The following is a 26,469-nucleotide window of genomic DNA, read 5'->3' on the forward strand; positions in this document are numbered from 1 at the left end:
TCTTAAAGGTGCAAAGACGCAAGACGCAAAATTTCGTTTTGCGTTGTCGTTTTGGTGTCAACAATACCGGCAACGAGACCATTGCTCATAACCAGAATACGGTCTGTGATCCCTAACAGTTCCGGCATTTCGGAAGAAATAATAATGATCCCTTTATTCTTTTTCGCCAGCTCAGCAATCAGCTGATAAATTTCAAATTTTGCACCCACATCAATACCGCGGGTTGGTTCATCCAGCATCAGAATTTCGGGCTGGGTCAATAACCAGCGGCCAATAATGACTTTTTGCTGGTTCCCACCCGAAAGCGAACCAATTTGCGTACGGTGGCCTGGCGTTTTGACGCGCATGGAGTCAATTACCCATTGGGTATCGCTCTTCATGCGGGAATTATCCAGCAGACCGATTTTACTTTTATAGTTGCGAATGTTCGAAATTAACGAGTTAAAGTTAATATCGAGATAGGCATAAATACCGGTCGAGCGACGCTCTTCCGTCACCAGCGCGAAACCGTTATTAATGGCTTCGTTGGCGTTATGGTTGTTGATTTTTTTACCGTGTAGCGTAATGGTGCCACCCGATTTTTCCCGGATACCAAACAGGGTTTCAACGATATCGGTACGTTTGGCCCCTACCAGTCCGGCAATGCCCAGAATTTCGCCTTTGTGCAGGTCGAACGAGATATCGCGAATGGACGGCTGGCGCAGCGAGGTGAGATTGCGCACTTCCAGAATCACTTCGCCCGGCTTGTTTTCTTTGTCCGGGAAGCGCTGGTTCAGGGAACGGCCGACCATCATGGCGATGATCTTGTCCATGTCCAGCCCTTCCAGCGGCTGAGTGGCAATCCACTGGCCGTCGCGCAGGATGGTAATTTCATCGCACAGCTGGAAGATCTCTTCCATTTTATGCGAGATATAGACAATGCCGCAGCCGCGATCTTTTAGTTTGCGAATAATGGTAAAAAGGTGATTAACCTCTTTTTCCGTTAATGACGACGTGGGTTCATCCATGATGACGATCTTCGCGTCATAGGAGAACGCTTTGGCAATTTCGATCATCTGCATCTGAGAAACGGATAATGTCCCCACGCGGGCGCGCGGATCGATATCAATATCCAGCTCATCGAAAATCGCTTTGGTGTCGCGATACATTTTATCCTGATCGACAAACACACCTTTGGTTGGGTAACGTCCCAACCACATGTTATCCATTACCGAGCGTTGCAGTACCAGGTTTAATTCCTGGTGAACCATCGAGATACCGTTTTCCAGTGCTTCTTTCGCTGAATGGAAATCGATCTCTTTCCCCTGAAAAAGAATGCTGCCAGAATCTTTTTGATAGATCCCAAAAAGACATTTTAATAATGTTGATTTACCCGCACCATTCTCCCCCATCAAGGCATGAATAGAGTGAGGACGCACTTTTAAATTAACATTATCGAGTGCCTTAACACCGGGGAAAGACTTGTTAACACCGGTCATTTCCAACAAGTATTCACCGGACGACTGAGTAGTTGTGCTGACCATAATTATACCTTGTTGGCCTCGCATATCGCGTTATAAAAGGGCGCAACGAATTGCGCCCAGTGAAGACAAAACAAAGATCTTATTTACCGATAAACTCAGCCAGGTTGGACTGGTCTACGCCCACGTATGGCACGCGAACGATTTTGTTTTCAATTTTCCAGGTCGTGCCATCAGCAGCACCTTTACCGTCGGCCAGGTTTTTCGCCAGGTCGAAGGTGGCTTTCGCCTGGTTGTTGGCATCGTTCAGAACGGTACCGGCCATCGCACCGGATTTAACCAGCGCCAGCGCTTCTGGCAGCGCATCTACGCCGAACACAGGAATGGAGGATTTGTTGTGCGCTTTCAGGGCTTCAACGGCACCCATCGCCATCGCATCGTTGTTCGCGATCACGACTTCGATTTTGTTGGCGTTCGGGCCAGACAGCCACGCGTCCATCTTATCTTTCGCCTGAGCGGTATCCCACATGGCGGTATCTAACGCCAGCTGCTGGGTTTTCAGGCCCTTGTCGTTCAGCTCTTTAATAACGTAGGTGGTACGGGCTTCAGCGTCCGGGTGGCCTGGCTCGCCTTTCAGCAGAACGAACTGAATTTGACCGTCTTTGTTCAGGTCCCAGTTCGGGTTCGCCGCCCAGTGTTTCGCGATCAGATCGCCCTGAATAATGCCGGACTCTTTGGAGTCAGTACCGACGTAAAACGCTTTGTCGTAGCTATCCAGCGCCTTACGGGAAGGTTCTTTGTTGAAGAAGACGATTGGCACGTTCTGGCCGCGCGCTTTCTCAATAACCGTGCCTGCTGCAGCCGGGTCAACCAGGTTGATCGCCAGGGCTTTCACGCCTTTCGCCAGCAGAACGTCGATCTGGTCGTTCTGTTTGGACTGGTCGTTCTGGGAGTCGTTCATCAGCAGCTGAACGTCTGGCGCTGCTTTCGCATCTTTCTCAATCGCTTTACGCACAACGGACATGAAGTTGTCGTCGTATTTATAGATGGTCACGCCAATACGGGTATCCGCAGCGTGCGCTGCTGCACCAAAAAGCATGCTTGCCATTACAGCAGACAGAGTCAACACCTTCTTATTCATGGTATCTCCGGTTTTTTTTATGCAGGGTAGTTCTTGTGAATAACGGTCGGCGGGCAGGTGTTAATAAAACGTTACTGATCGCCGAAGTTCACTTATAAAATTTCTATCTTCCGTGTTCGGTAACGCTCCAGAAATGCGTTTTATTCGTTGTTTTCGGCTCGCTGGCTATGGTGAAAATGATTAATCACCGTTACATAGCGTTTCAGCCTCTAAAACGCTGACATCATAGTCAGCGGCTTGTTAAGATACTGTGAATTTACTCACAGATTGAAAACGGTTACATCACACCACATAATTAGTTAGTGATCGGAGCCACAGTTTGCCGAATGGAGACAGAATGCCGCCTGACTAAAGTTGGCATGAAACAGTGTGTTGCATCCGGATCCAGCAGGCCTGCGGCACCCTGTAACGCCAGTTCTGTCGCCAGTTTCGCCATCGAGGCAATGGGGTAACGCACGGTGGTTAACTGCGGGTCGGTGTAACGGGCAATCGGGATATCATCGAAGCCAATCAGCGACAAATGCTGTGGCACCGCAATTCCATTGTCTTTCAGCGCAGTCAGCGCCCCCGCCGCCATGCTGTCGTTATAGGCAAACACGGCGGAAAGTTGCAGATTACGGCCCAGCAGCTCGACCATTGCGGCTTCCCCGCCCTGCATATCCGGCGTGCCGGTTCCTACCCAGCTTTCCAGTGGGACAATGCCGTGCTCTTTCAACGCATTCTGCCACCCTTCCCGACGCATTCCGTCGTCTTCAATCTGGTGGCTGGAAGCAAGATACCCGATACGCTGATGGCCGTTGCTGATGAGCATCCGCGTCGCCATCATCGCGCCGCTGACGTTATCCAGCCCGACGCAGCGGTGCGCGTAGCCAGGCACAATCCGGTTGATTAACACCATCCCGGGGATCTGCTCCATAAACCCGGCCAGCTCTTCGTCGCTTAACGCTTTTGAATGCACAATCAGGGCATTGCAACGCTGGCGTATCAGCACCTCAATGGCATGACGCTCTTTTTCCGCCTCGTGATAGCTATTGCCAATCAGCACGTATTTCTGGTGCTGCTGGGCGACAACGTCCACCGCTTTAACCAGCGCGCCAAAGAAGGCATCCGACACATCCATCACCACGACGCCAATGGTATCGCTCACCTGCGTCGCCAGCGCCTGCGCGTTGGCATTTGGCCGGTACCCAAGCTGGGTCACGGCTTTCATTACGGTTTCACGGGTTTCAGGGCTGACCAGCGCGCTGTTGTTCAGCACGCGAGAGACGGTAGCCACGGAAACGCCCGCCAGGCGGGCGACGTCACGAATGGTGATCATGTTCACCATCCTTCATAGGATTGCAGCAGCTCACAGACACCCCCTGTGTTTAGCAAGGAGGCTATTTTGGCAGCGAGAAAGAGGGGACTACGTGAAGAAGCTCACACAGATGAAAACGCTTACATCCGTTTTGTTAATGATTGTGATCCAGATCGTTATCCGGATGTATTACGCAATGATACACCCGAAGCATGTGCGGTTAATTTTCGCCAGACCCACTCCAGCGGTCCCTGGCGGAAATAGCGCAGCCAGATAACGGAAAACGCCAGGTTAACCATCCAGACCGGAATAACAAACGCCAGCAGCGTGAGTCGGTCGAATTTCATAAACAGGCCAAATCGGTAGAACAGCGTGGTGCAGATCAGCGTTTGCAGGATGTAATTGCTTAACGCCATGCGGCCAACGCAGGCCACGGCGCTGACAATCCACAGGCGGGAAAGCTGCGGCCAGAAGCCGTAGATCAGCGCCGCGTAGCCAATGGTCTGGAACGGGGAGCTAAGCTCACGCGGCACCTGAAGCAGGAAGGCGCACCAGCGGTAATCCCAGTGAAGATGCCACTGCATTATCACCGCCGGAAGATTAATCAGCACGCCGAGCAGGACCAGACCCGCGCCCGTGCGGCGATAGTGGCGCAGGCTGAATTCGCCCTTCAGCCAGCCGGTGCGCATCAGGGATGCCCCCATCAGCATCATCCCTGCCAGCTGCCAGCCGTACTGCGCGCCCAGCGCAAGGAGATTATCACCGAGCATATCGGCCCGGTTACCGATCGCCTCAGCCCCCCCTTTCAGCTTCCAGAACTGCTCATACTGCAGGTTGGCCGCGTCGGGGATCCACGAGCGGTTTGTTGAATCGCCAGAGATAACGCCCAGCAGAAACAGTACGCAAAGCCCCATGACATAGAGCATCACGCCGGTGTTAAACAGGCTTTTTACGCTGGGTGCATCGCGGATAAGACGCCAGCAGATGAGCCCAACTAACCCGTAGGCGAGCAAAATGTCGCCATCCCAGAAAAACAAACCGTGAATAAAGCCGAGGAGCGCCAGCAGCGTTAAACGAGACTGGATCCAGCGCGTGCCGCGTTTGAGCAGAAGCTGCAACCCTGCGCCAAACAGCAGCGCAAACAGCGTCAGGAATTTAACCTGTGCAAAGAGATCGAGGATCGCCCATGTCCAGGCATCGCTTCGGGTGATATCGCCGTACCAGGCGGGATTGAGATAAGCGGCCTTCGGCAAACCGAAGGCGCTAATATTGAGCAGCAGGATACCGAGAATGGCGACGCCGCGAACAAAATCGAGCGTGACGTTTCGCTCCATGGTCCCTGCCCTGTCTGATTAATTGTGGTGACGCACGGCGCGCAGGAACTCCTGGCGGGTGTTCTGGCTCGATTTAAACAGACCGCCCAGCGACGTGGTGGTGGTTGCGCTGGTCGCATCACGCACACCACGCGCTTTCACGCAATAGTGCACAGCGTCGATAGAGACCGCCACGTTATTGGTGCCCAACAGCGTTTGCAGCGCGGTCAGGATCTGCTGCGTCAGACGCTCCTGCACCTGCGGACGCTGGGAGAAGAATCGCACGATACGGTTGATTTTGGACAGGCCAATTACCGTATCCTTTGGAATATACGCCACGGTCGCTTTGCCATCGATGGTCACGAAGTGGTGCTCGCAGGTACTGGTGAGCGTGATATCGCGCACCGTCACCATCTCATCCACCTTCATTTTGTTTTCAATGACGGTGATTTTCGGGAAATTGGCGTAATCAAGGCCAGAGAAGATCTCGTCTACGTACATTTTCGCGATGCGCTGAGGCGTCTCCATCAGGCTGTCATCGCTCAGATCGAGATTCAGCAGTTGCATGATCTCGGTCATATGCCCGGAAATCAGACGCTTACGGGTTTCATTATCCAGTTCCTGAACCGGTGGACGCAGTGGCGTTTCAAGACCGCGCGCAACCAGGGCTTCATGGACCAGAGCAGCTTCTTTACTGAGTGATGACATTCTTTTCTCCTGCAGGTGTGGCGTCTTTTGCCCTCGTTGTGGCAAAAGTGTGCGCTCATTGTGCGTGAGGCGGCGCACATAATCCAGTATTCACGACGATAATTATTGCAATTGCTGCTGCCTTTCAGCCTGACGGTTCCAGACCAGTGCCCCGCCGATGAACAGCGCGATGCCCGCCAGCCCCAGCGCAGGCTCCAGCCGATGCGTCAACCAGGTCGATAGCGCGGACGTCACAGGGCCAATCAGCTGGCCGATGGCATAGCCGGTGGTGAGCAGTCCCGCCATATAGCGCGTGTGGTTCGGTGCCAGCTCGCGACCGTATAGCAGAGAAAGCTGCACGGCACATAAGAACCCGCCGCCGACCAGCAGACCGCCCGTCAGCAAACCGCCAATGCCCGGCAGCAGCCAGGCGGCCAGCACGCCTGCACCCTGTAACCACAAAACAATCGCCAGCCTGCGATTAGCCGTGGATGTATGGCGCAGTATGATGCTGAGCACGATGCCGATGACGGCAGCGAAACCGAAAATCGGCCAGACAAACTGGGCAAACAGGCTGCCGGGAAAACGCACCGCCGCCATTTGCGACAGGAAAGTCGCCGGGAGGATATAGCCAAACCCCGCGAGGCTGTAGCTCCAGACCAGGCGCTTTAAATCCGCCGTCAGCACCAGCGGCTCCGGCGCGGTTCCAGGCCGATGGAGTTGCCCGGATCGCGGCAGGTAGCGTGCTACCAGTGCAATCAGCACCAGCGCCAGCACGCCGTAAATCTGCCATGCCGCCCCGGCAGAGAGCGCCTTCGCCTGAATGTAGACCGCGAGCAGCCCGCTCAGGGCAATGCCTGCGCCCGGCCCGGCAAAGACAGCGGCGCTAAGCCCCGGTTTGCCCAACTGACCCAGCCGTTCGTTGGTCCACGCGGCAATCAGCACCATAGACCAGCCGCTCATGCAGCCGATCACGAAGCGCAGTAAGCCATGAACCACGGCGTTATCCGCCGCAGCCGAGAGCAGCGTCAGCGCAACCGCGCCAGTGATGCCCAACCAGAGGCGTGTTTCCACAAAGCGATGGGCGCGCATGGCATCCCACGCCCCGACCAGATAGCCCAGATAGTTCATCGCCGCCACCAGACCCGCACTGGTCAGCGTGAGTTGCCCGGCGGAAATCATCAGCGGTACCTGAGGCGTAAAGGCAAAGCGCCCTATCCCCATTGCCACCACCAAAACCACAAATCCGCTGAGCGCGATACGCAGCGCCATGACCGCTCCAGTTGTTAAAGAAAAGTAAATTTATGATGCAGTATCTGAGCGTAAGGGGAAAGTGAAAGTTACTCACAGGTCAATGAAAACTCTGTATTATGGATTTTATGAATACGTATCATCATTAAGGAGCCTTGCATGGAACTGCTCGAAGAGCACCGTTGTTTTGAAGGTCGACAGCAGCGCTGGCGGCACGACTCCACCGTACTGAACTGTGCGATGACGTTCAGCATTTTCCTGCCGCCGACGGAAAAACCGCCGGTTCTGTTCTGGCTTTCTGGCCTGACCTGCAACGACGAGAACTTCACCACCAAAGCGGGTGCACAGCGTATTGCGGCAGAGCTTGGCATTGCGCTGGTAATGCCAGACACCAGTCCGCGTGGGGATGAGGTCGCCGACGATGCCGAATACGATTTAGGCAAAGGCGCCGGGTTCTATCTCAACGCGACCGAGCAGCCGTGGGCGAGCCACTACCGCATGTATGACTACATTCGTGACGAGCTGCCTGCGCTGATTCAGGCGGAGTTTGCTGTGAATGACCGTTGCGCCATCAGCGGGCACTCAATGGGGGGGCACGGTGCGCTTATCATGGCGCTGAAAAACCCTGGAAAATACACCAGCGTGTCGGCGTTTGCGCCGATTGTGAACCCAACGCAGGTACCCTGGGGGCAAAAAGCCTTTACCCACTATCTGGGTGATAACGCAGAAACCTGGCAGGAATGGGACAGCTGCGCGCTGATGCTGGCAAGCCAGACAGAGGATGCGATCCCAACGCTTATCGATCAGGGTGATGCGGATCAGTTCCTCGCCGGACAGCTACAGCCTGCAGTGCTGGCTGAAGCGGCTCGCCAGAAAGACTGGCCGCTGACGCTGCGCATTCAGCCGGGTTATGACCACAGCTATTACTTCATCGGGTCCTTTATTGAAGATCATCTCCGCTTCCATGCGGAGCACTTGTTCGCATAAGTGCGTGCGATTGCCGGGTGGCGGCTTCGCCTTACCCGGCCTACGTTCGTGGTTTTTGTAGGCCCGGTAAGCGAAGCGCCACCGGGCATAAAGGTTACATCAGAACGTATAATCCACGCCCACAAAGTAGCGACGCCCATCTTCCGTATAGCTGTAATCGTCACGGCTCAGGTCTTTATCCAGCAGGTTCTGCACGCCTGCGCGCAGCTTAACGGCTTTCGTTGCCTGCCATGCCGCACCGGTGTTCCAGATAACGTAGCCGCCCGGCGTCGGTTCACCGCTGGTAAGCGCGCGTTTCTCGCCTTTATAGTTACCCTGCACATAGAACGACCAGTCCTGAGTTGCCTTCCAGTCGACGGTTCCGTTGGCGGTGTGGAATGGCAGTTCGGAGAGCGGCTTGTTGCCGCCGTTGCTGATATCACGACCATCGTTGTAGGTGTAGTTCAGCGTGACTTTCCAGTCTTCCGCAATCGGGAACTTCAGCTCGGTTTCCACTCCACGGATACGCGCCTTGTTGACGTTGTAATAGCGGAAAATGGGTTCCCCGTCGGCGTTCAGCCCAACATAGTTCGGGTAGCTTTGCGCCTGGTTCACGTTAGCCGTACGGCTGATGCTGATGCGGTCGTCCACGTCGTTCTGGAAGGTGGTGATGCTGGCCTGCACGCCTTCCAGCCAGCCCTCTTCCCCGCTGTAGTAGAGTCCAAGCTCGAAGCTTTCGCTGGTTTCTGGCTTCAGATCCGGGTTACCGACAATCTCGCAGGCGCCGCGGCAGGAACCGGTGATCCAGTCCGGGCTGAGCTGCAGCAGCGATGGCGCTTTAAACGCGGTGGCCCAGCCCCCTTTCACCGTGACGGTGTCGGTCGCGTTATAGACCAGATAGGCACGCGGGCTCCAGTGGTCGCCATAGGTTTCATGGTCATCCATACGGATGCCGGTGGTCAGCGCCAGCGGCTCGAAGATACGCCATTCATCTTCAAGGAACAGCGCGTACTGGCTTGCCGAGGTCGTGCTGCTGGTGCTCCCCGTCAGGTTGACAGGATCCTTCAGCTTGTCGTGACGCCACTCGCCGCCGAAGGTCAGCAGCTGATTGATTTCGCCCAGCGGCAGGACGTATTTCCCGTCAACCGCGTTGCTCTCAGAGGTAATCGGACTGCTGTTGCCCGGGTTTTTGTTGTCGACCTTCTCGCCGTACACCTTCAGTTCACTGTTGCCCACGTCCCAGCGGCCGTTGTGGCTGAGGGAGTAGTTCTGGCGCTCAAGGCGATTTTTGTCGAGGGAGTCAGAGTCGCGATCCTGGCGGTCGAAGCCGTATCCCGCGGTAAAGTCATGATTTTCCGTCGGCGTCCAGGCGAATTCGACGTTGGCATCGCGGCTGGTGAAGCCTTCGATACGCGGCGTTTCACCGCTCGCGGAGGTAGAGGAGCGTTGCTGATCGTCTTTTTCACGTTTAGACACGCTGCCGTAGGCTTTAAGCCCCAGCACGCCGTCCACCAGCGGGCCGCTGGTGTAGAACTGACCGTTGTTGGTGTCACCGCGGTCGCGGTGTTCCTGAATGGTTGAATCCGCGCTCAGGGTTCCGGTCCATTTCTGACCGATTTTTTTGGTGATGATGTTGACCACGCCACCCAGCGCATCGGAACCGTAGAGGGAAGACATCGGGCCGCGCACCACTTCGATCCGCTCGATGGCGTCGACAGGCACCCAGTTCAGGTCAAAATCGTTGTGGCGGAATACCGCATTGCGGGAGCTAACGCGTTTGCCGTCGACCAGAATCAGCGTATAGCTGCTGTCCAGACCGCGAATACTGACCCCTTTGCGGTTGTCCCCTTCGTTTGTGAGCTGCACGCCAGGCACATCCTGTAACACATCTTTCAGGTTCTGAACGGGCTTACGCTTCAAGTCTTCCTGAGTAATGACGCTAATGCTCGCCGGTGCGTCTTTCAGGTTTTGCTCGGTCGCGGAGGCCGTTACAACCAGTGTGTCGCCAGATTCCGCAGCGATGACAGGCAGTGCCAGGGACATTGCGGACGCACAAAGTCCTCCCCTGACGAAGGGATTCAACCTAAACATTCCATATCTCCATGAGGTAAATACAACTAAATCAACAAATTATTGCTCACAACGCCTGAGGGGTCGCCCGCATCTTCGGCAGGTCGGTGTGCTGCTTATTATTCCGTAACGATAAAGCAAACGATAACTATTATCAATTCAATTGTTAAAAATTATATCCGCTCTGCATACTGTGGAGATAAAAAAGCCCGCTCAGGTGAGCGGGCTAAAAGAGAGGAACTGCGGTTATTGTTTAAATCGTTCCGGGAAATCCATTTCACTGTAGCGAACGAAGTGGGTTCCTTTCGTCAGTTTGTAGCCAAACCAGATGATCAGGAACAGCGGAATACCGATGTAGGTGGCCGTGACAGCGCCCCAGTCAATGGAATCCGCAAGGAAGGCTTCATAGTTCTGCCCCAGGGTAATAATCAGGCACAGAATGAAGGCGAAAATCGGCCCCAGCGGGAAGAACCCCGAGCGGTACGGCAGGTTATTCAGATCATGGCCCTGCATCACGTAGCCGCGACGGAAGCGGTAGTGACTGATGGCAATCCCCAGCCAGGCGATAAAGCCCGTCATCCCGGAGGTATTCAGCAGCCACAGGTAGACCGTCTGGTTGCCAAACATAGAGGTCAGGAAGCACAGACCGGCAATCACCGTAGTTGCATACAGCGCATTACGCGGTACGCCGCCACGTGACAGTTTGGCGAAAATACGCGGGGCTTTACCGTCGCAGGCCAGGGTGTACAGCATACGGGTGGATGCATACATGCCGGAGTTACCCGCAGACAGCACCGCCGTCAGGATCACCGCGTTCATCACCGCCGCCGCCGAGAGAAGACCCGCGTGCTGGAAGACCAGCGTAAACGGGCTGACGCTGATGTCTTTGACATCGTTACGCAGCAGGCTCGGGTCGGTATACGGAATAATCAGGCTGATAATCAGAATAGCGAACACGTAGAACAGCAGAATACGCCAGAACACCTGACGCACCGCGCGCGGAATGTTTTTCTCCGGGTTTTCAGACTCACCGGCCGCAATACCGATAAGCTCGGTTCCCTGGAAGGAGAAGCCGACAATCATCGCCACGCCAATCATCGCCGAGAAGCCCCCGGCAAACGGCGCATCGCCTATTGTCCAGTTACTCCATCCGGCAGGCTGAGCGCCTTTAAAAATACCCACGATCATCGCCACGCCGACAACGATAAAGATGATGACGGTAGCCACTTTAATTAAAGAGAACCAGTATTCTGCTTCGCCGAAACCGCGCACGGAGATGTAGTTCAGCAGGAAGATGACGGCCAGGAACAGGGCGCTCCAGATCCAGCCCGGCGTATCCGGGAACCACCAGTTCATCACCAGCTGCGCGGCGACCAGGTCAACGGCGATAGTGACCGCCCAGTTGTACCAGTAGTTCCAGCCCAGCGCGAAGCCGAAACCTTCTTCAACGTATTTTTGCCCGTAGGTTGAAAACGAGCCGGACACCGGCATGTAAGCCGCCAGTTCGCCCAGACTGGTCATCAGGAAGTAGACCATCAGGCCAATCAGGATATAAGAGAAGAGTGCCCCACCCGGGCCTGCTGCCGAAATCGTTGCGCCAGAGGCAACGAAAAGACCTGTACCGATTGAACCGCCGATAGCGATCATCGTCAGGTGACGCGCCTTAAGTTCGCGACGTAGCGCGGGCGCTTCTGTGGTTTTAGTTTCTGAAACCATGTGAAAATGCTGTCCATTTATTAAATGAGGCGCGATTGTAGCAGACGATCTCCGTTCCTTCCGGCAGAAATACCCAGTTATAAGAGAGCTTCATGACTCGGCCAGGATTATAAGTAAAGCATAATTTTTCCCTCTCCCCTTTGGGGAGAGGGCCATGGTGAGGGGAAGATTACATCTCGCAATAGCGCAGAAAACGCTGCAGAGAGCTGGAAAGGTGTTTCTGGCGATGGTGAATGCACCACAGCGTGCGCACCAGCTTCGGCAGAGGAATGGGAATTTCGACCAGCGATCCGACCTCAAGCTGTTCAGCGATCACGCGCCGCGAAAGGCAGCTGATGCCCAGTCCATGACGCACCGCGTGCTTAATGGCCTCTGAGTTGCCCAGCTCCATCCCCAGCTGGAACTGCGGCAGATGGGAGAGCAGCAGGTAATCGACGATTTCACGCGTGCCGGAACCCTGCTCGCGCAGGATCCACTGCGCCTGCGCCAGACGTTCCAGCGTCACCTCGCCCTGTAATAAAGAAGAGGCCGGGGAGGCAAACACCACCAGTTCATCTTCCAGCCAGGGTTCGGCAATGATATCCACGTTGTGGCACGGCCCTTCAATCAGGCCGATATCGACGCGGAAATCGATCACCGCGTTAATCACGTCCTGGCTATTGCCCACGCTCATCTCCAGCGGCAGCGTCGGGAAATCACGGCGGTAGCGGGCAATTACCTCCGGCAGGATGTAGTTACCAATGGTGCTGCTGGCAAACACGCGGATCGCGCCGTTGTCTTCGCGGAACAGCTGTTCAATTTCGATGGCCTGTTCCAGCAATGCCAACGCACGCGGGTAAAGCAGACGGCCATGTTCGTTGACCACCAGCCGCTTCCCTACCCTGTCGAAGAGCTGCACGCCCAGCTGTCCTTCGAGATCGGTCAGCGCCGCACTGACCGCAGACTGCGAGAGCGCCAGCATCTGCGAGGCCTGGGTCGTCGATCCACTCTTCAGCACTTCAGCGAAGACTTCCAGTTGACGCAATGTAATGTGCATGGTTGTTTACCACTTATATAGATTAATTATAAATATATAATCAATTTTATTTTTAAGCCAGCGCGCCGTAACCTTTAAGCCAGACAAAGGAGAAGGTTATGTCAGAACTCACCTTACAACATCATCGTACAGTGTGGCACTTCGTGCCGGGTCTTGCGCTCAGCGCCGTGATAACCGGCGCAGCATTATGGGGCGGCAGCATTCCCGCTGTTGCGGGCGCAGGTTTCGGCGCCCTAACGCTGGCCATTTTGCTCGGCATGGTGGTCGGGAATACCCTATACCCGCACATCTGGAAATCCTGCGACGGCGGCGTGATTTTCGCCAAGCAGCATCTGCTGCGTCTCGGGATCATTCTTTACGGCTTTCGCCTCACCTTTTCGCAGATTGCGGATGTGGGTGTGAGCGGGATTGCCATTGACGTCCTGACCCTGACCAGCACCTTTTTACTGGCCTGCTTTATCGGCCAGAAAGTCTTTGGGCTGGACAAGCACACCAGTTGGTTGATCGGTGCCGGGAGCAGTATCTGTGGGGCAGCGGCGGTGCTGGCAACAGAACCCGTCGTTAAAGCCGAAGCCAGCAAGGTAACCGTGGCGGTGGCGACGGTGGTGATCTTCGGTACGCTGGCGATCTTCCTCTACCCGGCGATGTATCCCCTGGTCGCCCACTGGTTTAGCCCGGAAACCTACGGCATCTATATCGGTTCGACCATGCACGAAGTGGCTCAGGTAGTCGCGGCGGGCCACGCCATTAACCCGGAAGCGGAGAATGCGGCGGTGATTGCCAAAATGCTGCGCGTGATGATGCTGGCCCCGTTCCTGATTTTCCTGGCCGCGCGGGTTAAACAGCTGGCTCCGGCTGGAGGCAACGAGAAGAGCAAAATCACCATTCCGTGGTTTGCTATCCTGTTCATCGTGGTGGCAATCTTTAACTCCTTCCACCTGCTGCCGAAAGCGGTAGTGGATATGCTGGTGACGCTGGACACCGTGCTGCTGGCGATGGCGATGGCGGCGCTGGGTGTGACCACTCACGTCAGCGCGCTGAAAAAAGCCGGTGCGAAGCCGCTGCTGATGGCGCTGGTGCTCTTCATCTGGCTGATTGTCGGCGGTGGCGCGATTAACCTCGCCGTGCACAGCCTGATGGCATAAACCACTACATCCTTCTCCTGTTAACCCGCTATCATAAGCATTTCAGGTTAACAGGAGTCCCTTTATGAAATACGTTGGAGCGCACGTTAGCGCCGCCGGTGGCCTTGCGAATGCCGCCATTCGCGCCGCCGAAATCGAAGCAACCGCTTTCGCCCTGTTCACCAAAAATCAGCGCCAGTGGCGCGCCGCGCCGCTTACCGCTGACGTAATTGATGATTTCAAAGCCGCCTGTGAGAAATACCGCTACGGGCCCGGCCAGATCCTTCCCCACGACAGCTACCTGATTAACCTCGGGCATCCGGTTCAGGAAGCGCTGGATAAGTCCCGCGAGGCGTTTCTGGATGAAGTACAGCGCTGCGAACAGCTGGGGCTGTCGCTGCTGAACTTCCATCCGGGTAGTCATCTGATGCAAATCGATGAAGATGCCTGCCTGGCGCGCATTGCCGAGTCCATCAACATCACTCTGGAGAAAACCCAGGGCGTGACCGCGGTGATTGAGAACACCGCCGGTCAGGGCAGCAACCTCGGCTTTAAGTTCGAACATCTGGCGGCCATTATTGACGGCGTGGAAGACAAATCCCGCGTGGGCGTGTGTATTGATACCTGCCACGCGTTTGCGGCCGGGTATGACCTGCGCACCACCGAGGCAACGAAAAACACCTTCGAAGAGTTCGAGCGCATCGTGGGCTTTCAGTACCTGCGCGGCATGCACTTAAACGATGCGAAAAGTGCGTTCGGCAGCCGCGTTGACCGCCACCACAGCCTGGGCGAAGGCAACATCGGCCATGATGCGTTCCGCTTTATCATGCAGGACGCCCGCTTCGACGGTATTCCGATGGTGCTCGAAACCATCAATCCGGATATCTGGGCAGAAGAAATCGCCTGGCTCAAAGCGCAGCAAACCGCTGAACAGGCGGCATAAAAAAAGCCGGGCTGCTTACGCACCCGGCTTTTTTTGTAGGTCGGGTAAGGCGAAACCGCCACCCGACACCTTTTATTACGCTGCTTTAGCCACAACTTCCGCTTCCGGACGCTTCAGCACCGCATAAGACAGACCCGCCACCAGCGTACCCGCGATAATCGCCAGCAGGTAACCCAGCACCGGGGTGATTGCGCCAGGGATCAGCAGCACGAACAGACCGCCGTGTGGTGCCATCAGCTTAGCGCCAATCGCCATAGAGATTGCACCCGTTACTGCGCCACCGACGATACAGCATGGCAGAACGCGCATTGGGTCACGTGCCGCGAACGGAATCGCGCCTTCGGTAATGAAGCAGAGGCCCAGAACCAGCGCCGCTTTGCCGCCTTCCTGCTGTGCTTTATCGAACTTACGACGGGCAATGATCGTTGCCAGACCGAGCGCCAGCGGTGGCACCATACCTGCCGCCATGATGGCTGCCATTGGCGCATACGTCTGGGTACTCAGCAGGCCAACGCCAAAGGCGTACGCCGCTTTGTTCACCGGGCCACCCATGTCGGTACACATCATGCCGCCGAGGATTGCGCCCAGCAGAACCGCGTTAGCGGTGCCCATGGTTTGCAGCCAGTGGGTCAGACCCGCCAGAATGCCCGCAACCGGCTTACCAATCAGGTAAATCATTGCCAGACCGACCACCAGGCTGGAGATCAGCGGAATAATCAGGATCGGCTTCAGCGCTTCCATACTCTGTGGCAGCTTCAGCTTAGCGCTAATCAGCTTCGCGACGTAGCCCGCCAGGAAACCGGCAATGATACCGCCGATAAAGCCGGAACCGGTGCTCACCGCCAGCATACCGCCGATAAGACCCGGCGTCAGACCCGGACGGTCAGCAATGGAGAAGGCGATAAACCCTGCCAGTACCGGTACCATCAATGCGAACGCGGAGCCGCCGCCGATCTGCATTAACGCAGCCGCCAGCGTGCCTTCTTCTTTAAACGCGGTAATACCAAATGCGAAGGAGAGCGCGATACACAGACCGCCAGCCACCACCATCGGCAGCATATAGGACACGCCGGTCAGCAGGTGGCGATATGCGCCAGCAGACTCTTTTTTCCCTTCGGTCGGGGTTTTCGCTGCACCGGTCGCCTGATACGGCCTGGCTTCCACCAGCGCCTTATCAAATTCCTGAGCGGTCTTTTTCAGCGCCAGACCGGTAGAGGTGCGGTACATTGGCTTACCGGCAAATTTCGCCAGATCCACTTCAATATCCGCCGCCACGATCACCAGATCGGCTTCCGCCACTTCTTCAGGGGTAATCGCATTGCCCGCGCCAACCGAGCCGCGCGTTTCAACTTTCACCCACCAGCCGCGTTTTTTCGCTTCGGTTTCAATGGCTTCAGCCGCCATAAAGGTGTGCGCCACGCCTGTCGGACAGGCCGTAACCGCGACAACGCGTTTCGGACCGGAAGCCGCAGCCGGGGCCGCCGCCACAGGCGCACTGTACACAGTGGCGTGACCTTTCGCTTCGCTCAGGAACAGCTCAGGATGTGCCACCGCGCGATTAATATCGCCCAGCCACACTTTTTTGCCGTTCAGCGCGCTGTCTGCGGGGATTTTATCGCCCAGGACAATCGCCAGTTCGGCATCGCCTGGGTTATCAATGATGTCCAGGTGTGCTTTTTGTGCCGCCGCCCCCAGCAGGGTCTTCGCCATGTAGGCGCGAGCCTGTCCGAGACCGGAGTCAATGATCAGCAGCGTTTTCATTATTCCTCTCCTGCTGTTAGTTAAAAGGTTTTAAGTCAACGCGCGCCATCATCGCGGCTAACTGGGTACGATCGGTAATACCGACATTGCTCTGGCTCACGGCCAGGGCAGCAACGGCGGTGGCAAGACGTAACGTATGTTCACTGGATTCACGCATCAGCAGACCGTAGATCAGGCCACCAACCATGGAATCCCCCGCGCCAACGGTACTCACGACTTCCATTGACGGCGGTTTGGCAATCCATTCACCTGAAGCGTTAACCCACAACGCCCCTTCTGCACCCAGCGAAATCACCACGTGAGCGATACCCTGCTCGCGCAGCGCATGGGCAGCTTCAATCACATCCTTTAATTCTGGCAGCTTACGGCCTGCCCAGATCTCCAGTTCGCGACGATTTGGTTTCACCAGCCACGGAGAGGCTTTAAGACCCGCCACCAGCGCATCGCGGCTGCTGTCAAAAATAATGCACGGGCACTGGCTGCGCAGGCGCGTCATCCAGTCGGTGAAGGCTTCCGGACTCACGCCGGACGGCAGGCTGCCGCTGACGCATACCATGTCGAACTGGCCAAGCCAGGTCAGGGAGTCGGTGACAAAGCGTTCCCAGTCAGCAGGCGTCACTTCGAAGCCCGAGAAGTTGAGATCGGTGACTTCGCCGTCTTTCTCCGTCAGCTTAACGTTGATGCGGGTACGGCCCTGAACGACCTGGAAACGGTTGGCAATACCCAGCTCGCTGAACAGCTGCTGGAAACCGTCCTGGTTATCTTTTCCGAGGAAGCCGCCGACGGTGACGTCAATACCGAGGTCTTTCAGCACTTTCGCGACGTTAATCCCTTTACCCGCCGCATGCAGGCCAGTGGTACGCACGAGGTTCACTTCGCCGCGTTCAATTTCCGGGCAAAAGCCCACCAGGTCGTAAGCCGGGTTCAGCGTAATAGTCGCAACACGTCTGCTCATTATGCGCCCTCCCCCAGACCTGCCGCGATGGCATCGCCAATCGCTTTCAGCGCCTGTTCAGCATCGGCACCCTGTGCGGTGAAGCGCAGACGGTGGCCTTTCTTCACGCCCAGCGCGACAACTTTCATCAGGCTACGGCCATTCGCCGGTTTGCCTGAGCCATCCAGGTTGGTCACGGTAATCTCGCTTTCAAATTGTTTAATGGTGTTCACCAGCATGGTGCCCGGACGAGCGTGCAGGCCGTGTTCATTACGCACCACAAACTCTGCGTTCAGCACGTCATCGGTCAGCGCATCGTCGCTGGTCAGCAGCGCAAGCACGGTGGCTGCATCAGCGTTCAGCAGTTTTTCAGCTTTGTTGTTCAGCAGCAGGTCGCTCAGGCGCTTCAGCACGGAAACCGGCTGGTCATCGACCATGGCCACGGTGACCAGCATCGCGGCGCGCTCGCCGTCTACCTCAAACGCAGTTGCGGCACGGCTGACAGCAACGGCGCTGCGCAGGTTGCCTTCAGCACTGTCGTTCAGCCAGACACCCTGACCCAGATTCAGCGGCTTATCATTGATAGCGCGCGTAACGAATGCCGCATCTGCCGCACCGGCTTCCTTCAGGCGACCCGCGTTCAGCGCTTGCAGGGTCACCAGGTCAGAGGCTGCAACATCCAGCGTCAGGGTTTCATTATCCAGTTTCAGCGCTTCGCTCTGTTTTTCACCCATCAGCAAGGCGCGCAACTCTTCAGCCGTGGTGACAGACTTCAGCTGTTCCGCCACCGAGTCATCGCTCAGCACGTGCGTCAGCTGGCGCAGCAGGCCCAGGTGTTCGTCGCTGCTGGCTGCGATACCGATAGCCACATAGGCCACCTGACCGTCACCCCAGAGCACGCCCTGCGGAAACTGATAAACCTGCACGCCCGTTTTCAGCACCTGGTCGCGGGTGTCGGTGGTGCCGTGTGGAATAGCGATGCCATTGCCGAGGAACGTTGAGGTCTGCTGCTCGCGGGCCAGCATGCCGTTAACGTAACCCTCTGCCACGTTACCTGCCTGCACGAGGGCAGCGGCAACCTGGCGAATAGCCTCTTCTTTCGTCCCGGCCTGTGCGCCCGGGTGAATATCCTGAACAGATAACTGGAACATGGTTCTCCTCTCCTGCTGAACTTGAATCGTTTCAGCCTTAATGAGAAAAAATGCGCTAACCTGCTCCGTCAGTTAAAACAAGATAGCGCTGAAACGTTTCAAAAAGTCTTGCTCTTTCTGCAAAGCGTTGCAAGGAAAGTTACATTTGGCTGTTCAGAATTTAGAGTTACAGCACATTTCTCCTTTCTTCAGCTGAATAGTGCTGACGTTCAGCACGTCAGTTTCAGCTAAGTTCAGCAACCGTTTTCAAATTGAAATGCCATTTTGATTTTTTGTAGCAAAAGTGACCGCACCCTCTGTTTATTTAATGACTGGCGGCGTAAACTCCGCGTCTTTCTGACCCACGCTGATCCTGATACGAAAACATGCATAACACCCCCGCTGCCGCCTCACCAAAACCCCTTGATTTGACGTCAACGGCGTTTTTGATCGTTGCTTTCCTTACCGGGATCGCCGGGGCCTTACAAACGCCCACGCTGAGTTTATTTCTGACCAATGAAGTCCACGTCCGTCCGGCGATGGTCGGCTTCTTCTTTACCGGCAGCGCCATCATCGGCATCCTGGTCAGCCAGTTTCTGGCAGGACGTTCCGACAGAAAGGGCGATCGCAAAAGCCTGATTGTCTTTTGTTGCCTGCTGGGGGTATTCGCCTGCGTGCTGTTTGCCTGGAACCGTAACTATTTCATTTTGCTTTTTGTTGGGGTATTTCTGAGCAGTTTTGGCTCTACCGCCAACCCGCAGATGTTTGCCCTTGCCCGTGAGCATGCCGACCACACTGGACGCGAGGCGGTGATGTTCAGCTCAATCCTGCGTGCCCAGGTGTCGCTGGCATGGGTCATTGGTCCACCACTGGCTTATGCGCTGGCGATGGGCTTTGGCTTTACGGTGATGTACCTGAGTGCGGCGGTGGCCTTTGTCGTGTGCGGCACAATGGTGTGGTTCTTCCTGCCCTCAATGCGTAAAGAGCCGAAACTGGCGACAGGCGCGCTGGAAGCACCGCGTCGTAACCGCCGTGATGCCTTGCTCCTCTTCATCATCTGTACGCTGATGTGGGGCACCAACAGCCTTTATATCATCAACATGCCGCTGTTTATTATTGATGAACTGCACCTGCCGGAGAAGCTGGCGGGCATCATGATGGGGACGGCCGCTGGCCTTGAGATCCCGACCATGCTGATTGCTGGCTATTACGCAAAGCGCTTTGGGAAACGTTTTTTGATGCGCATCGCGGCGGTCGCCGGTCTGCTGTTCTATGTCGGGATGCTGACGGTGCATACGCCCTCGCTGCTGCTGGCTTTACAGCTGCTGAACGCGATCTATATCGGCATTCTCGCCGGGATTGGCATGCTCTACTTCCAGGATTTAATGCCGGGTCAGGCAGGCTCTGCCACCACCCTTTATACTAACACCACCCGCGTGGGCTGGATTATTGCGGGCTCGATGGCCGGTGTCGTGGCGGAGATCTGGAACTACCACACGGTATTCTGGATTGCCCTGGTAATGTGCGTCCTGACGATAACCTGTCTGACGCGGATCAAAGACGTTTAGGGCGCGGTGAGCGCTTCCAGCTCAAGCAGGTACGTCATCGCCTGCGCTCGCGTATTGCCGCACATGTCCGCGGAAGGCTGAAGCCCGGAGCATACCTTCGGGCGCAGGGGCGACCCAAAGATCATACAGAGATTAGCGTCAGAAAGCTGAACGCAGCGGGTATTGGCAGGCTTGCCCTCCGGCATTCCTGGAATGGGGCTTGAAATGGACGGTGCAGTACAGCACGCGCCACAGTCTGAACGACAATCCATAAATGCTCTCAGTCAGTGATGAACGCCCGCGCAGTCGGGCATCGGGCGCACAGTAACACCTTTTTTGTATTGATAGCAAAAGCCACGAATTCCGCTTGCCTGAAAGGCCGCGCGCGAGTAATTTGGCGCGATATTTTTTACCTCCCGTAAACAGGATTACTGCAATGCCAAGAGCGAACGAAATTAAGAAAGGTATGGTACTGAATTACAACGGCAAACTGCTGATTGTGAAAGATATTGATATTCAGGCACCTAGCGCCCGTGGTGCAGCGACGCTGTATAAAATGCGTTTCGCCGATGTGCGTACCGGCCTGAAAGTAGAAGAACGCTTTAAAGGTGACGATATCGTCGATACCGTGACCCTGACCCGTCGCTATGTTGATTTCTCCTACATCGACGGCAACGAATACGTGTTCATGGACAAAGAAGATTACACCCCGTACATCTTCACTAAAGACCAGATCGAAGAAGAGCTGCTGTTTATCCCTGAAGGCGGTATGCCGGATATGCAGGTGCTGACCTGGGACGGCGTGCTGCTGGCACTGGAACTGCCTCAGACCGTGGATCTGGAAATCGTGGAAACCGCACCGGGCATCAAAGGCGCGTCAGCCAGTGCGCGTAACAAACCGGCTACCCTGACCACCGGTCTGGTTGTGCAGGTGCCAGAATACCTGTCTGCTGGCGAGAAGATCCGCATCCATATCGAAGAAAAACGCTATATGGGTCGCGCTGACTGATTGCGGCATTTGTCGGGTGGCGACTTCGCCTTACCCGACCTACAAAAACACAAAAACCGGCTCTCAGGCCGGTTTTTTATTGTAGGGCCGGTAAGCAACAGCGCTTACAGAAGCTCCGGATACTTCGTCATCTTCAGCGCCAGCTCAACGCCGCGCACTTCTGCCATCCCTTTCAGGCGACCAATCGCCGAATAGCCTGGGTTGGTTTTCTTACGCAGATCGTCCAGCATCTGGTGTCCGTGATCCGGACGGAATGGAATAGGACGCACATCGCCCGCGTGCTTACGGCGCACTTCTTCCGCCAGAATGGCATCCACCACCGCCACCATATTCACGTCACCGTTCAGGTGCGCGGCTTCGTGGAAGGTTTTTGGGTTCTCTTCGCGGCAGGTTGCACGCAAATGCGTGAAGTGAATACGATCGCCAAAGGTTTCAATCATCCGTACCAGGTCGTTATCCGCACGCACGCCGTAAGAACCGGTACACATCGTAAAGCCGTTATAGATACTGTCTACCGTCTCTTTCAGCCACTGCATATCTTCAATTGTCGACACAATACGCGGCAGGCCGAGGATAGGACGCGGAGGATCGTCCGGGTGAACAGCAAGACGCACGCCGGACTCTTCTGCCACCGGTACTATCGCGCGCAGGAAGTACGCCATGTTTTCGCGCAGCTGGTTTTTATCGATATCACCGTATTCCGCCAGACGCGCGCGGAACTGGTCCAGCGTGTAGCCTTCTTCAGCACCCGGCAGCCCGGCAATGATGTTGCGGGTCAGCTTTTCAATATCCGCTTCACTTGCTGCGTGGAACCACGCGAGCGCCTGCTGCTGCTCTTCTGCGGTGTAATCCGCTTCAGCACCCGGACGCTTCAGAATGTGCAGTTCAAACGCCGCAAACGCGATCTGGTCGAAACGCAGCGCTTTTGAACCATCCGCCATCTGGTATTCAAGATCGGTACGCGTCCAGTCCAGGATAGGCATAAAGTTATAGCAGACCGTATCAATGCCGCAGGCCGCCAGATTACGGATACTCTGCTGATAGTTGGCAATCCAGGTCTGGTATTCACCCGAATGGGTTTTGATATCCTCGTGGACCGGAATACTTTCCACGACTGACCAGGTTAACCCCTTCTCCGCCAGCAACGCCTGACGCTTTTGAATTTCCTCAACCGGCCACACTTGCCCGTTAGGAATATGATGCAGTGCCGTGACAACGCCTGTCGCGCCGGCCTGACGCACATCATCAAGAGAAACCGGATCGTTCGGCCCGTACCAACGCCAGGTTTGTTCCATTGCCTCACCCTCTCAAGTTGTTATACCAATATGGTTTACTGCAATGACGACTACCATACATGTTTACCGCGAAGGGTCAACACAGCGCCACACATTGATTGATCAAACTCACAGAACAGGGATATTTACGGCTTACCAATTCAATTTGCTGTCATATAACTTTACACTGCCATTGTTAATTAATGGTTAATCAGGTGTGTATTTCATGAAGACAATTGCTTCCACCTCGCTTCCTGCCCGCGTGCAGCAGCCTCGCTACGATCGCCAGCAATTACGCTCGCGCATTGTCCATTTTGGCTTCGGCGCATTTCACCGCGCGCATCAGGCGTTGTTAACAAACCGGGTGCTGAATGAGAAAGGAGGCGACTGGGGCATTTGTGAAATTAGCCTCTTCAGCGGTGATGTGCTGATGAGCCAGCTGCGCGCGCAGGACCATCTCTTTACCGTTCTGGAAAAAGGTGCGGAGGGGAACCAGGCTATTGTTGTCGGCGCGGTACATGAATGTCTGAATGCCAAACTCGATTCGCTGGCGGCCATTATTGAGAAATTTTGCGAACCGCAGGTTGCGATTGTCTCCCTCACCATCACGGAAAAAGGCTATTGCATCGATCCGGCGACCGGCAAGCTGGATATGCACAATACCCGCATCCTGCACGATCTGGAAAACCCGACCGAGCCGCATTCCGCGCCGGGGATCCTGGTCGAAGCCCTTCACCGCCGTCGCGAACGCGGCCTGCCGCCGTTTACCGTTCTCTCCTGCGACAATATCCCGGACAACGGTCACGTCGTAAAAAACGCCGTGCTCGGGATGGCGCAAAAACGTTCCGCTGAGCTGGCCGGGTGGATTGATGCTCACGTGAGTTTCCCGGGCACGATGGTCGACAGAATTGTCCCCGCCGCAACGGAGACCTCGCTTGCGGAAATCACGCAGGAACTTGGCGTTGAAGATCCCTGCGCCATCAGCTGCGAGCCGTTTATTCAGTGGGTGGTCGAAGATAACTTTGTCGCCGGACGCCCTGAGTGGGAAGCTGCAGGCGTGCAGATGGTGAAGGATGTTCTACCGTGGGAACAAATGAAGTTGCGGATGCTCAACGGTAGCCACTCGTTTCTGGCTTATCTGGGATACCTCGCCGGATACGCGCATATCAATGAATGCATGGAGGACGCGAGCTTCCGCGAAGCCGCCCGCCGCGTAATGCTGAACGAGCAGGCTCCCACTTTGCGCATCACAGACGTGGATCTCACGGCCTATGCCGACAGCCTGATCGACCGTTTTGCGAATCCCGCATTGCAGCATCGAACCTGGCAAATCGCGATGGACGGCAGCCAGAAGCTGCCTCAGCGCATGCTGGATGGGATCCGTGTCCATCTCGAACGTAAAAGCGCGTGGCCGCTGCTGGCGCTGGGGGTTGCAGGCTGGATCCGCTACGTCAGCGGCACGGATGAGCGCGGAGACGCGATTGATGTTCGCGACCCGCTTAGTGATAAAATCCAGTCACTCGTCAAGGCCAGCAGTGAAGCGGAGCGCGTGAACGCCCTGCTGACGCTGAGCGAAGTCTTTGGACAGGATCTGCCTCATAACAGCGTCTTTGTAGATGCGGTAAACGAAGCCTATCAGCGCCTCACCCGCTACGGTGCGCGTCAGGCTGTTATTGAAACGTTAAAAATTTAACCATTCTTGCCCTTAAGGCGAACGGAAAACCTCTCCGTTCGCCCTTCCCCCTTCTCATGACGCTTTTTTTTCGCCAGGATGATGGCTAATTGTTATAGCATCACAGTAAGTCATGGGAGCGCATGTGACCAAAACCAACCTCATTACCGGTTTTCTCGGCAGCGGAAAAACCACCTCAATTTTGCACCTGCTCGCGAATAAAGATCCGGCAGAAAAGTGGGCCGTACTGGTCAACGAATTTGGCGAAGTGGGCATCGATGGCGCATTGCTGTCTGACAGCGGGGCAATGATCAAAGAGATCCCGGGCGGCTGTATGTGTTGCGTGAATGGTTTACCCATGCAGGTCGGGCTGAACACGCTGCTGCGCCAGGGTAAACCGGACCGTCTGCTGATAGAACCGACCGGGCTGGGCCACCCTAAGCAGATCCTCGATTTGCTGACCGCACCGGTTTACGAGCCGTGGATCGACCTGCGCGCCACGCTGTGTCTTCTGGATCCGCGCCTGCTTCTGGACGAGAAGGCCGTGGCCAATGAAAACTTCCGCGATCAGCTCGCCGCGGCAGATATCATCGTGGCGAATAAAGAGGATCGCGCAACGGCTGAAAGCCAGGCCGCGTTCGATATCTGGTGGCAACATTTCGGCGGCGATCGTCAACGGGTTCACACCACTCAGGGCAAAATTGACAAGGCCCTGCTCGATCTCCCCCGTCTGAACCTGGCGGAACTGCCCGTCAGCGCGGAACACGCGCATAGCCACGCGGTGAAGCAGGGTCTGGCTGCCCTGAGCCTGCCGGAACATCAGCGCTGGCGTCGTAATCTCAACAGCGGTCAGGGCTACCAGGCTTGCGGATGGATCTTCGATGCCGATACGGTTTTCGACACCATCGGGATTCTGGAATGGGCCAGACTTGCTCCGGTCGATCGCGTCAAAGGCATTATGCGAACCCCGGACGGGCTGGTACGCATCAATCGCCAGGGCGCAGATTTCTTTATCGAAACGCAAAATGTTGCCCCCCCGGACAGCCGGATAGAGTTAATTAGTGCGGTTAACGCCGACTGGAACGCGCTGCAGACCAACCTGTTGAAGCTTCGTTTAAGTTCCGACGGCTAACGTTGCCCCAGATTTCAAACGATGCTGAACGTTATGACGACTCGATTTCCCTTAATACTGCTGCTGAATGCTGCCGGTCTGGCACTCTTTTTATCCTGGTATCTGCCGGTGAACCATGGTTTCTGGTTCCCGCTGGATTCCGGTATTTTCCACTTCTTCAACCAGGCGCTGGTGAAGAGTGAAACCTTCCTGTGGCTGGTCGCGATTACCAACAATCGCGCCTTCGACGGCTGTTCACTGCTGGCCATGGGCTGCCTGATGCTCTCTTTCTGGCTGAAAGAAGATAAAACAGGACGTCGCCGCATTGTGATCACAGGCCTGGTCATGCTGCTGACTGCGGTAGTGATTAACCAGCTGGCGCAACATTTGATGCCGGTAAAACGCGCAAGTCCTTCGCTCTATTTCCCGGATATTCACCGCGTCAGCGAATTACTGCATATCCCGACTAAAGATGCGTCTAAGGACAGTTTCCCCGGCGATCACGGTATGATGTTGCTTATTTTTTCAGCATTCATGTTGCGCTATTTTGGTAAAAAAGCCTTTGCGACGGCGCTGGTAATTGTGGTGGTGTTTGCTTTCCCGCGCGTCATGATCGGCGCTCACTGGCTGACGGATATTGTTGTGGGTTCGCTCTCTGCGGTGCTGATTGGTTTGCCATGGGTGCTGATGACGCCGTTAAGCGATCGATTAATAGCCATTTTTAATCGTTACCTGCCCGGCGATAAGTAACAAGTTCCAAACAAACAACCCATCGTAATTAACACAAACTATCGGGGATCATTTCGTTCCCTGATAGTCCCCTCTCTTCAATTGCCCCGCGCCGTCATATTCTTGTCATCTCATTCATGTTGAAAATGAAGCAATTGCCTGAGTTGGAGCCGCTTCTGACGGCATTTTGGGGCATTTACGTTTTTTTACTCTCGGTATCACAATTTCTTATAAAAAATCGGACTTTTTTGCTCGCAATGCCCCTTGCAATCGGTTAATCTCGAACTCGTTTTGCCCC

22 protein-coding genes are annotated in these 26,469 nt (G+C 55.5%); 8 read left to right on the forward strand and 14 right to left on the reverse strand.

Annotated elements, in window-relative coordinates; translation table 11 throughout:
• Positions 1–2: 2 nt before the first annotated feature.
• From mglA to ACTJJA_RS13455, 6 genes are all read right to left on the reverse strand, one after another.
• Positions 3–1,523 carry a galactose/methyl galactoside ABC transporter ATP-binding protein MglA gene (gene mglA, locus ACTJJA_RS13430; protein WP_010433543.1) on the reverse strand — a complete coding sequence of 507 codons (1,521 nt, stop codon included), beginning with the start codon at positions 1,521–1,523 and terminating at the stop codon, positions 3–5.
• 79 nt (positions 1,524–1,602) lie between these two features.
• On the reverse strand, positions 1,603–2,601 hold the full coding sequence (gene mglB / locus ACTJJA_RS13435; RefSeq protein ID WP_010433541.1) for a galactose/glucose ABC transporter substrate-binding protein MglB: 999 nt from the start codon (positions 2,599–2,601) through the stop codon (positions 1,603–1,605).
• Between the two features lie 295 nt (positions 2,602–2,896).
• Positions 2,897–3,919 carry an HTH-type transcriptional regulator GalS gene (gene galS, locus ACTJJA_RS13440; protein ID WP_010433539.1) on the reverse strand — a complete coding sequence of 341 codons (1,023 nt, stop codon included), beginning with the start codon at positions 3,917–3,919 and terminating at the stop codon, positions 2,897–2,899.
• 155 nt (positions 3,920–4,074) lie between these two features.
• Complete coding sequence (gene yeiB, locus ACTJJA_RS13445; protein WP_440668440.1) at positions 4,075–5,232, reverse strand: DUF418 domain-containing protein YeiB; 1,158 nt, start codon at positions 5,230–5,232, stop codon at positions 4,075–4,077.
• 18 nt (positions 5,233–5,250) lie between these two features.
• Positions 5,251–5,919: a GTP cyclohydrolase I FolE gene (folE, locus tag ACTJJA_RS13450; RefSeq protein WP_108416598.1), complete on the reverse strand. Its 669-nt coding sequence runs from the start codon at positions 5,917–5,919 to the stop codon at positions 5,251–5,253.
• A 102-nt stretch (positions 5,920–6,021) separates the two neighbouring features.
• A complete protein-coding gene (locus ACTJJA_RS13455) occupies positions 6,022–7,170 on the reverse strand; it encodes a YbfB/YjiJ family MFS transporter (RefSeq protein WP_440668441.1) in 1,149 nt (382 codons plus the stop codon).
• Between the two features lie 138 nt (positions 7,171–7,308).
• Here ACTJJA_RS13455 and fghA point away from each other — a divergent pair, with 138 nt between their 5' ends.
• Positions 7,309–8,136 (forward strand): S-formylglutathione hydrolase, encoded by an 828-nt coding sequence (fghA, locus tag ACTJJA_RS13460; protein ID WP_440668442.1) that lies wholly within the window; start codon positions 7,309–7,311, stop codon positions 8,134–8,136.
• 99 nt (positions 8,137–8,235) lie between these two features.
• Here fghA and cirA read toward each other — a convergent pair whose 3' ends face one another.
• The 3 genes from cirA to yieE all read right to left on the reverse strand — a co-directional run bounded on the left by cirA (position 8,236) and on the right by yieE (position 12,937).
• Entirely contained in the window at positions 8,236–10,206 is a 1,971-nt protein-coding gene (gene cirA, locus ACTJJA_RS13465) for a catecholate siderophore receptor CirA (protein ID WP_440668443.1), read from the reverse strand.
• 225 nt (positions 10,207–10,431) lie between these two features.
• On the reverse strand, positions 10,432–11,901 hold the full coding sequence (locus ACTJJA_RS13470) for an amino acid permease (protein WP_108416602.1): 1,470 nt from the start codon (positions 11,899–11,901) through the stop codon (positions 10,432–10,434).
• Between the two features lie 169 nt (positions 11,902–12,070).
• Positions 12,071–12,937 (reverse strand): DNA-binding transcriptional regulator YeiE, encoded by an 867-nt coding sequence (yieE, locus tag ACTJJA_RS13475; RefSeq protein ID WP_089597958.1) that lies wholly within the window; start codon positions 12,935–12,937, stop codon positions 12,071–12,073.
• Between the two features lie 98 nt (positions 12,938–13,035).
• On the opposite strand from yieE, the gene ACTJJA_RS13480 reads away from it, so the two are divergent.
• Together ACTJJA_RS13480 and nfo are read left to right on the forward strand one after the other, a co-directional pair.
• Positions 13,036–14,082 carry a YeiH family protein gene (locus ACTJJA_RS13480; RefSeq protein ID WP_440668444.1) on the forward strand — a complete coding sequence of 349 codons (1,047 nt, stop codon included), beginning with the start codon at positions 13,036–13,038 and terminating at the stop codon, positions 14,080–14,082.
• Between the two features lie 64 nt (positions 14,083–14,146).
• The gene (gene nfo, locus ACTJJA_RS13485; protein ID WP_440668445.1) at positions 14,147–15,004 is read left to right on the forward strand and encodes a deoxyribonuclease IV; all 858 of its coding nucleotides are present in this window, start codon (positions 14,147–14,149) and stop codon (positions 15,002–15,004) included.
• A 75-nt stretch (positions 15,005–15,079) separates the two neighbouring features.
• Here the strand turns inward: nfo and fruA are convergent, their stop codons facing one another.
• From fruA to fruB, 3 genes are read right to left on the reverse strand one after another with little or no spacing between them, the layout of a single operon-like run.
• Entirely contained in the window at positions 15,080–16,765 is a 1,686-nt protein-coding gene (fruA, locus tag ACTJJA_RS13490; RefSeq protein ID WP_089597955.1) for a PTS fructose transporter subunit IIBC, read from the reverse strand.
• Positions 16,766–16,781: 16 nt separating this feature from the next.
• Entirely contained in the window at positions 16,782–17,720 is a 939-nt protein-coding gene (gene fruK / locus ACTJJA_RS13495) for a 1-phosphofructokinase (protein ID WP_010433510.1), read from the reverse strand.
• The gene (fruB, locus tag ACTJJA_RS13500; protein WP_440668446.1) at positions 17,720–18,850 is read right to left on the reverse strand and encodes a fused PTS fructose transporter subunit IIA/HPr protein; all 1,131 of its coding nucleotides are present in this window, start codon (positions 18,848–18,850) and stop codon (positions 17,720–17,722) included. Before fruB ends, fruK begins: the two co-directional genes overlap by 1 nt.
• 365 nt (positions 18,851–19,215) lie before the next feature.
• Here fruB and setB point away from each other — a divergent pair, with 365 nt between their 5' ends.
• Positions 19,216–20,397, forward strand: coding sequence for a sugar efflux transporter SetB (setB, locus tag ACTJJA_RS13505; protein WP_440668447.1), 1,182 nt, complete (start codon positions 19,216–19,218; stop codon positions 20,395–20,397).
• Here the strand turns inward: setB and ACTJJA_RS13510 are convergent.
• Positions 20,394–20,648, reverse strand: coding sequence for a YkgJ family cysteine cluster protein (locus ACTJJA_RS13510; RefSeq protein ID WP_421510767.1), 255 nt, complete (start codon positions 20,646–20,648; stop codon positions 20,394–20,396). The two genes, setB and ACTJJA_RS13510, sit on opposite strands and share 4 nt — an antisense overlap.
• A gap of 164 nt (positions 20,649–20,812) precedes the next feature.
• On the opposite strand from ACTJJA_RS13510, the gene yeiP reads away from it, so the two are divergent.
• Positions 20,813–21,385 carry an elongation factor P-like protein YeiP gene (gene yeiP, locus ACTJJA_RS13515; RefSeq protein ID WP_008500940.1) on the forward strand — a complete coding sequence of 191 codons (573 nt, stop codon included), beginning with the start codon at positions 20,813–20,815 and terminating at the stop codon, positions 21,383–21,385.
• A 104-nt stretch (positions 21,386–21,489) separates the two neighbouring features.
• Here the strand turns inward: yeiP and uxuA are convergent, their stop codons facing one another.
• Positions 21,490–22,680: a mannonate dehydratase gene (gene uxuA / locus ACTJJA_RS13520; RefSeq protein ID WP_042715826.1), complete on the reverse strand. Its 1,191-nt coding sequence runs from the start codon at positions 22,678–22,680 to the stop codon at positions 21,490–21,492.
• A 205-nt stretch (positions 22,681–22,885) separates the two neighbouring features.
• Here uxuA and ACTJJA_RS13525 point away from each other — a divergent pair, with 205 nt between their 5' ends.
• The 3 genes from ACTJJA_RS13525 (at position 22,886) to ACTJJA_RS13535 (ending at position 26,192) form a co-directional block, all read left to right on the forward strand.
• Positions 22,886–24,352, forward strand: coding sequence for a mannitol dehydrogenase family protein (locus ACTJJA_RS13525; RefSeq protein WP_440668448.1), 1,467 nt, complete (start codon positions 22,886–22,888; stop codon positions 24,350–24,352).
• Positions 24,353–24,476: 124 nt separating this feature from the next.
• Positions 24,477–25,463, forward strand: a complete 987-nt coding sequence (locus ACTJJA_RS13530; protein ID WP_440668449.1) for a CobW family GTP-binding protein — start codon at positions 24,477–24,479, stop codon at positions 25,461–25,463.
• A gap of 33 nt (positions 25,464–25,496) precedes the next feature.
• Positions 25,497–26,192, forward strand: a complete 696-nt coding sequence (locus ACTJJA_RS13535) for a phosphatase PAP2 family protein (RefSeq protein WP_089597986.1) — start codon at positions 25,497–25,499, stop codon at positions 26,190–26,192.
• Positions 26,193–26,469 lie beyond the last annotated feature (277 nt).

The sequence above is a fragment of the Enterobacter sp. 22452 genome (assembly GCF_052045065.1).
Classification (GTDB): domain Bacteria; phylum Pseudomonadota; class Gammaproteobacteria; order Enterobacterales; family Enterobacteriaceae; genus Enterobacter; species Enterobacter mori.

Excerpts from the sequence above, each read along its gene's own strand:
- mglA (WP_010433543.1), bottom strand. The coding sequence starts at position 1,523 with ATGGTCAGCACAACTACTCAGTCGTCCGGTGAATACTTGTTGGAAATG.
- mglB (WP_010433541.1), bottom strand. The coding sequence starts at position 2,601 with ATGAATAAGAAGGTGTTGACTCTGTCTGCTGTAATGGCAAGCATGCTT.
- galS (WP_010433539.1), bottom strand. The coding sequence starts at position 3,919 with ATGATCACCATTCGTGACGTCGCCCGCCTGGCGGGCGTTTCCGTGGCT.
- yeiB (WP_440668440.1), bottom strand. The coding sequence starts at position 5,232 with ATGGAGCGAAACGTCACGCTCGATTTTGTTCGCGGCGTCGCCATTCTC.
- folE (WP_108416598.1), bottom strand. The coding sequence starts at position 5,919 with ATGTCATCACTCAGTAAAGAAGCTGCTCTGGTCCATGAAGCCCTGGTT.
- ACTJJA_RS13455 (WP_440668441.1), bottom strand. The coding sequence starts at position 7,170 with ATGGCGCTGCGTATCGCGCTCAGCGGATTTGTGGTTTTGGTGGTGGCA.
- fghA (WP_440668442.1), top strand. The coding sequence starts at position 7,309 with ATGGAACTGCTCGAAGAGCACCGTTGTTTTGAAGGTCGACAGCAGCGC.
- cirA (WP_440668443.1), bottom strand. The coding sequence starts at position 10,206 with ATGTTTAGGTTGAATCCCTTCGTCAGGGGAGGACTTTGTGCGTCCGCA.
- ACTJJA_RS13470 (WP_108416602.1), bottom strand. The coding sequence starts at position 11,901 with ATGGTTTCAGAAACTAAAACCACAGAAGCGCCCGCGCTACGTCGCGAA.
- yieE (WP_089597958.1), bottom strand. The coding sequence starts at position 12,937 with ATGCACATTACATTGCGTCAACTGGAAGTCTTCGCTGAAGTGCTGAAG.
- ACTJJA_RS13480 (WP_440668444.1), top strand. The coding sequence starts at position 13,036 with ATGTCAGAACTCACCTTACAACATCATCGTACAGTGTGGCACTTCGTG.
- nfo (WP_440668445.1), top strand. The coding sequence starts at position 14,147 with ATGAAATACGTTGGAGCGCACGTTAGCGCCGCCGGTGGCCTTGCGAAT.
- fruA (WP_089597955.1), bottom strand. The coding sequence starts at position 16,765 with ATGAAAACGCTGCTGATCATTGACTCCGGTCTCGGACAGGCTCGCGCC.
- fruK (WP_010433510.1), bottom strand. The coding sequence starts at position 17,720 with ATGAGCAGACGTGTTGCGACTATTACGCTGAACCCGGCTTACGACCTG.
- fruB (WP_440668446.1), bottom strand. The coding sequence starts at position 18,850 with ATGTTCCAGTTATCTGTTCAGGATATTCACCCGGGCGCACAGGCCGGG.
- setB (WP_440668447.1), top strand. The coding sequence starts at position 19,216 with ATGCATAACACCCCCGCTGCCGCCTCACCAAAACCCCTTGATTTGACG.
- ACTJJA_RS13510 (WP_421510767.1), bottom strand. The coding sequence starts at position 20,648 with ATGGATTGTCGTTCAGACTGTGGCGCGTGCTGTACTGCACCGTCCATT.
- yeiP (WP_008500940.1), top strand. The coding sequence starts at position 20,813 with ATGCCAAGAGCGAACGAAATTAAGAAAGGTATGGTACTGAATTACAAC.
- uxuA (WP_042715826.1), bottom strand. The coding sequence starts at position 22,680 with ATGGAACAAACCTGGCGTTGGTACGGGCCGAACGATCCGGTTTCTCTT.
- ACTJJA_RS13525 (WP_440668448.1), top strand. The coding sequence starts at position 22,886 with ATGAAGACAATTGCTTCCACCTCGCTTCCTGCCCGCGTGCAGCAGCCT.
- ACTJJA_RS13535 (WP_089597986.1), top strand. The coding sequence starts at position 25,497 with ATGACGACTCGATTTCCCTTAATACTGCTGCTGAATGCTGCCGGTCTG.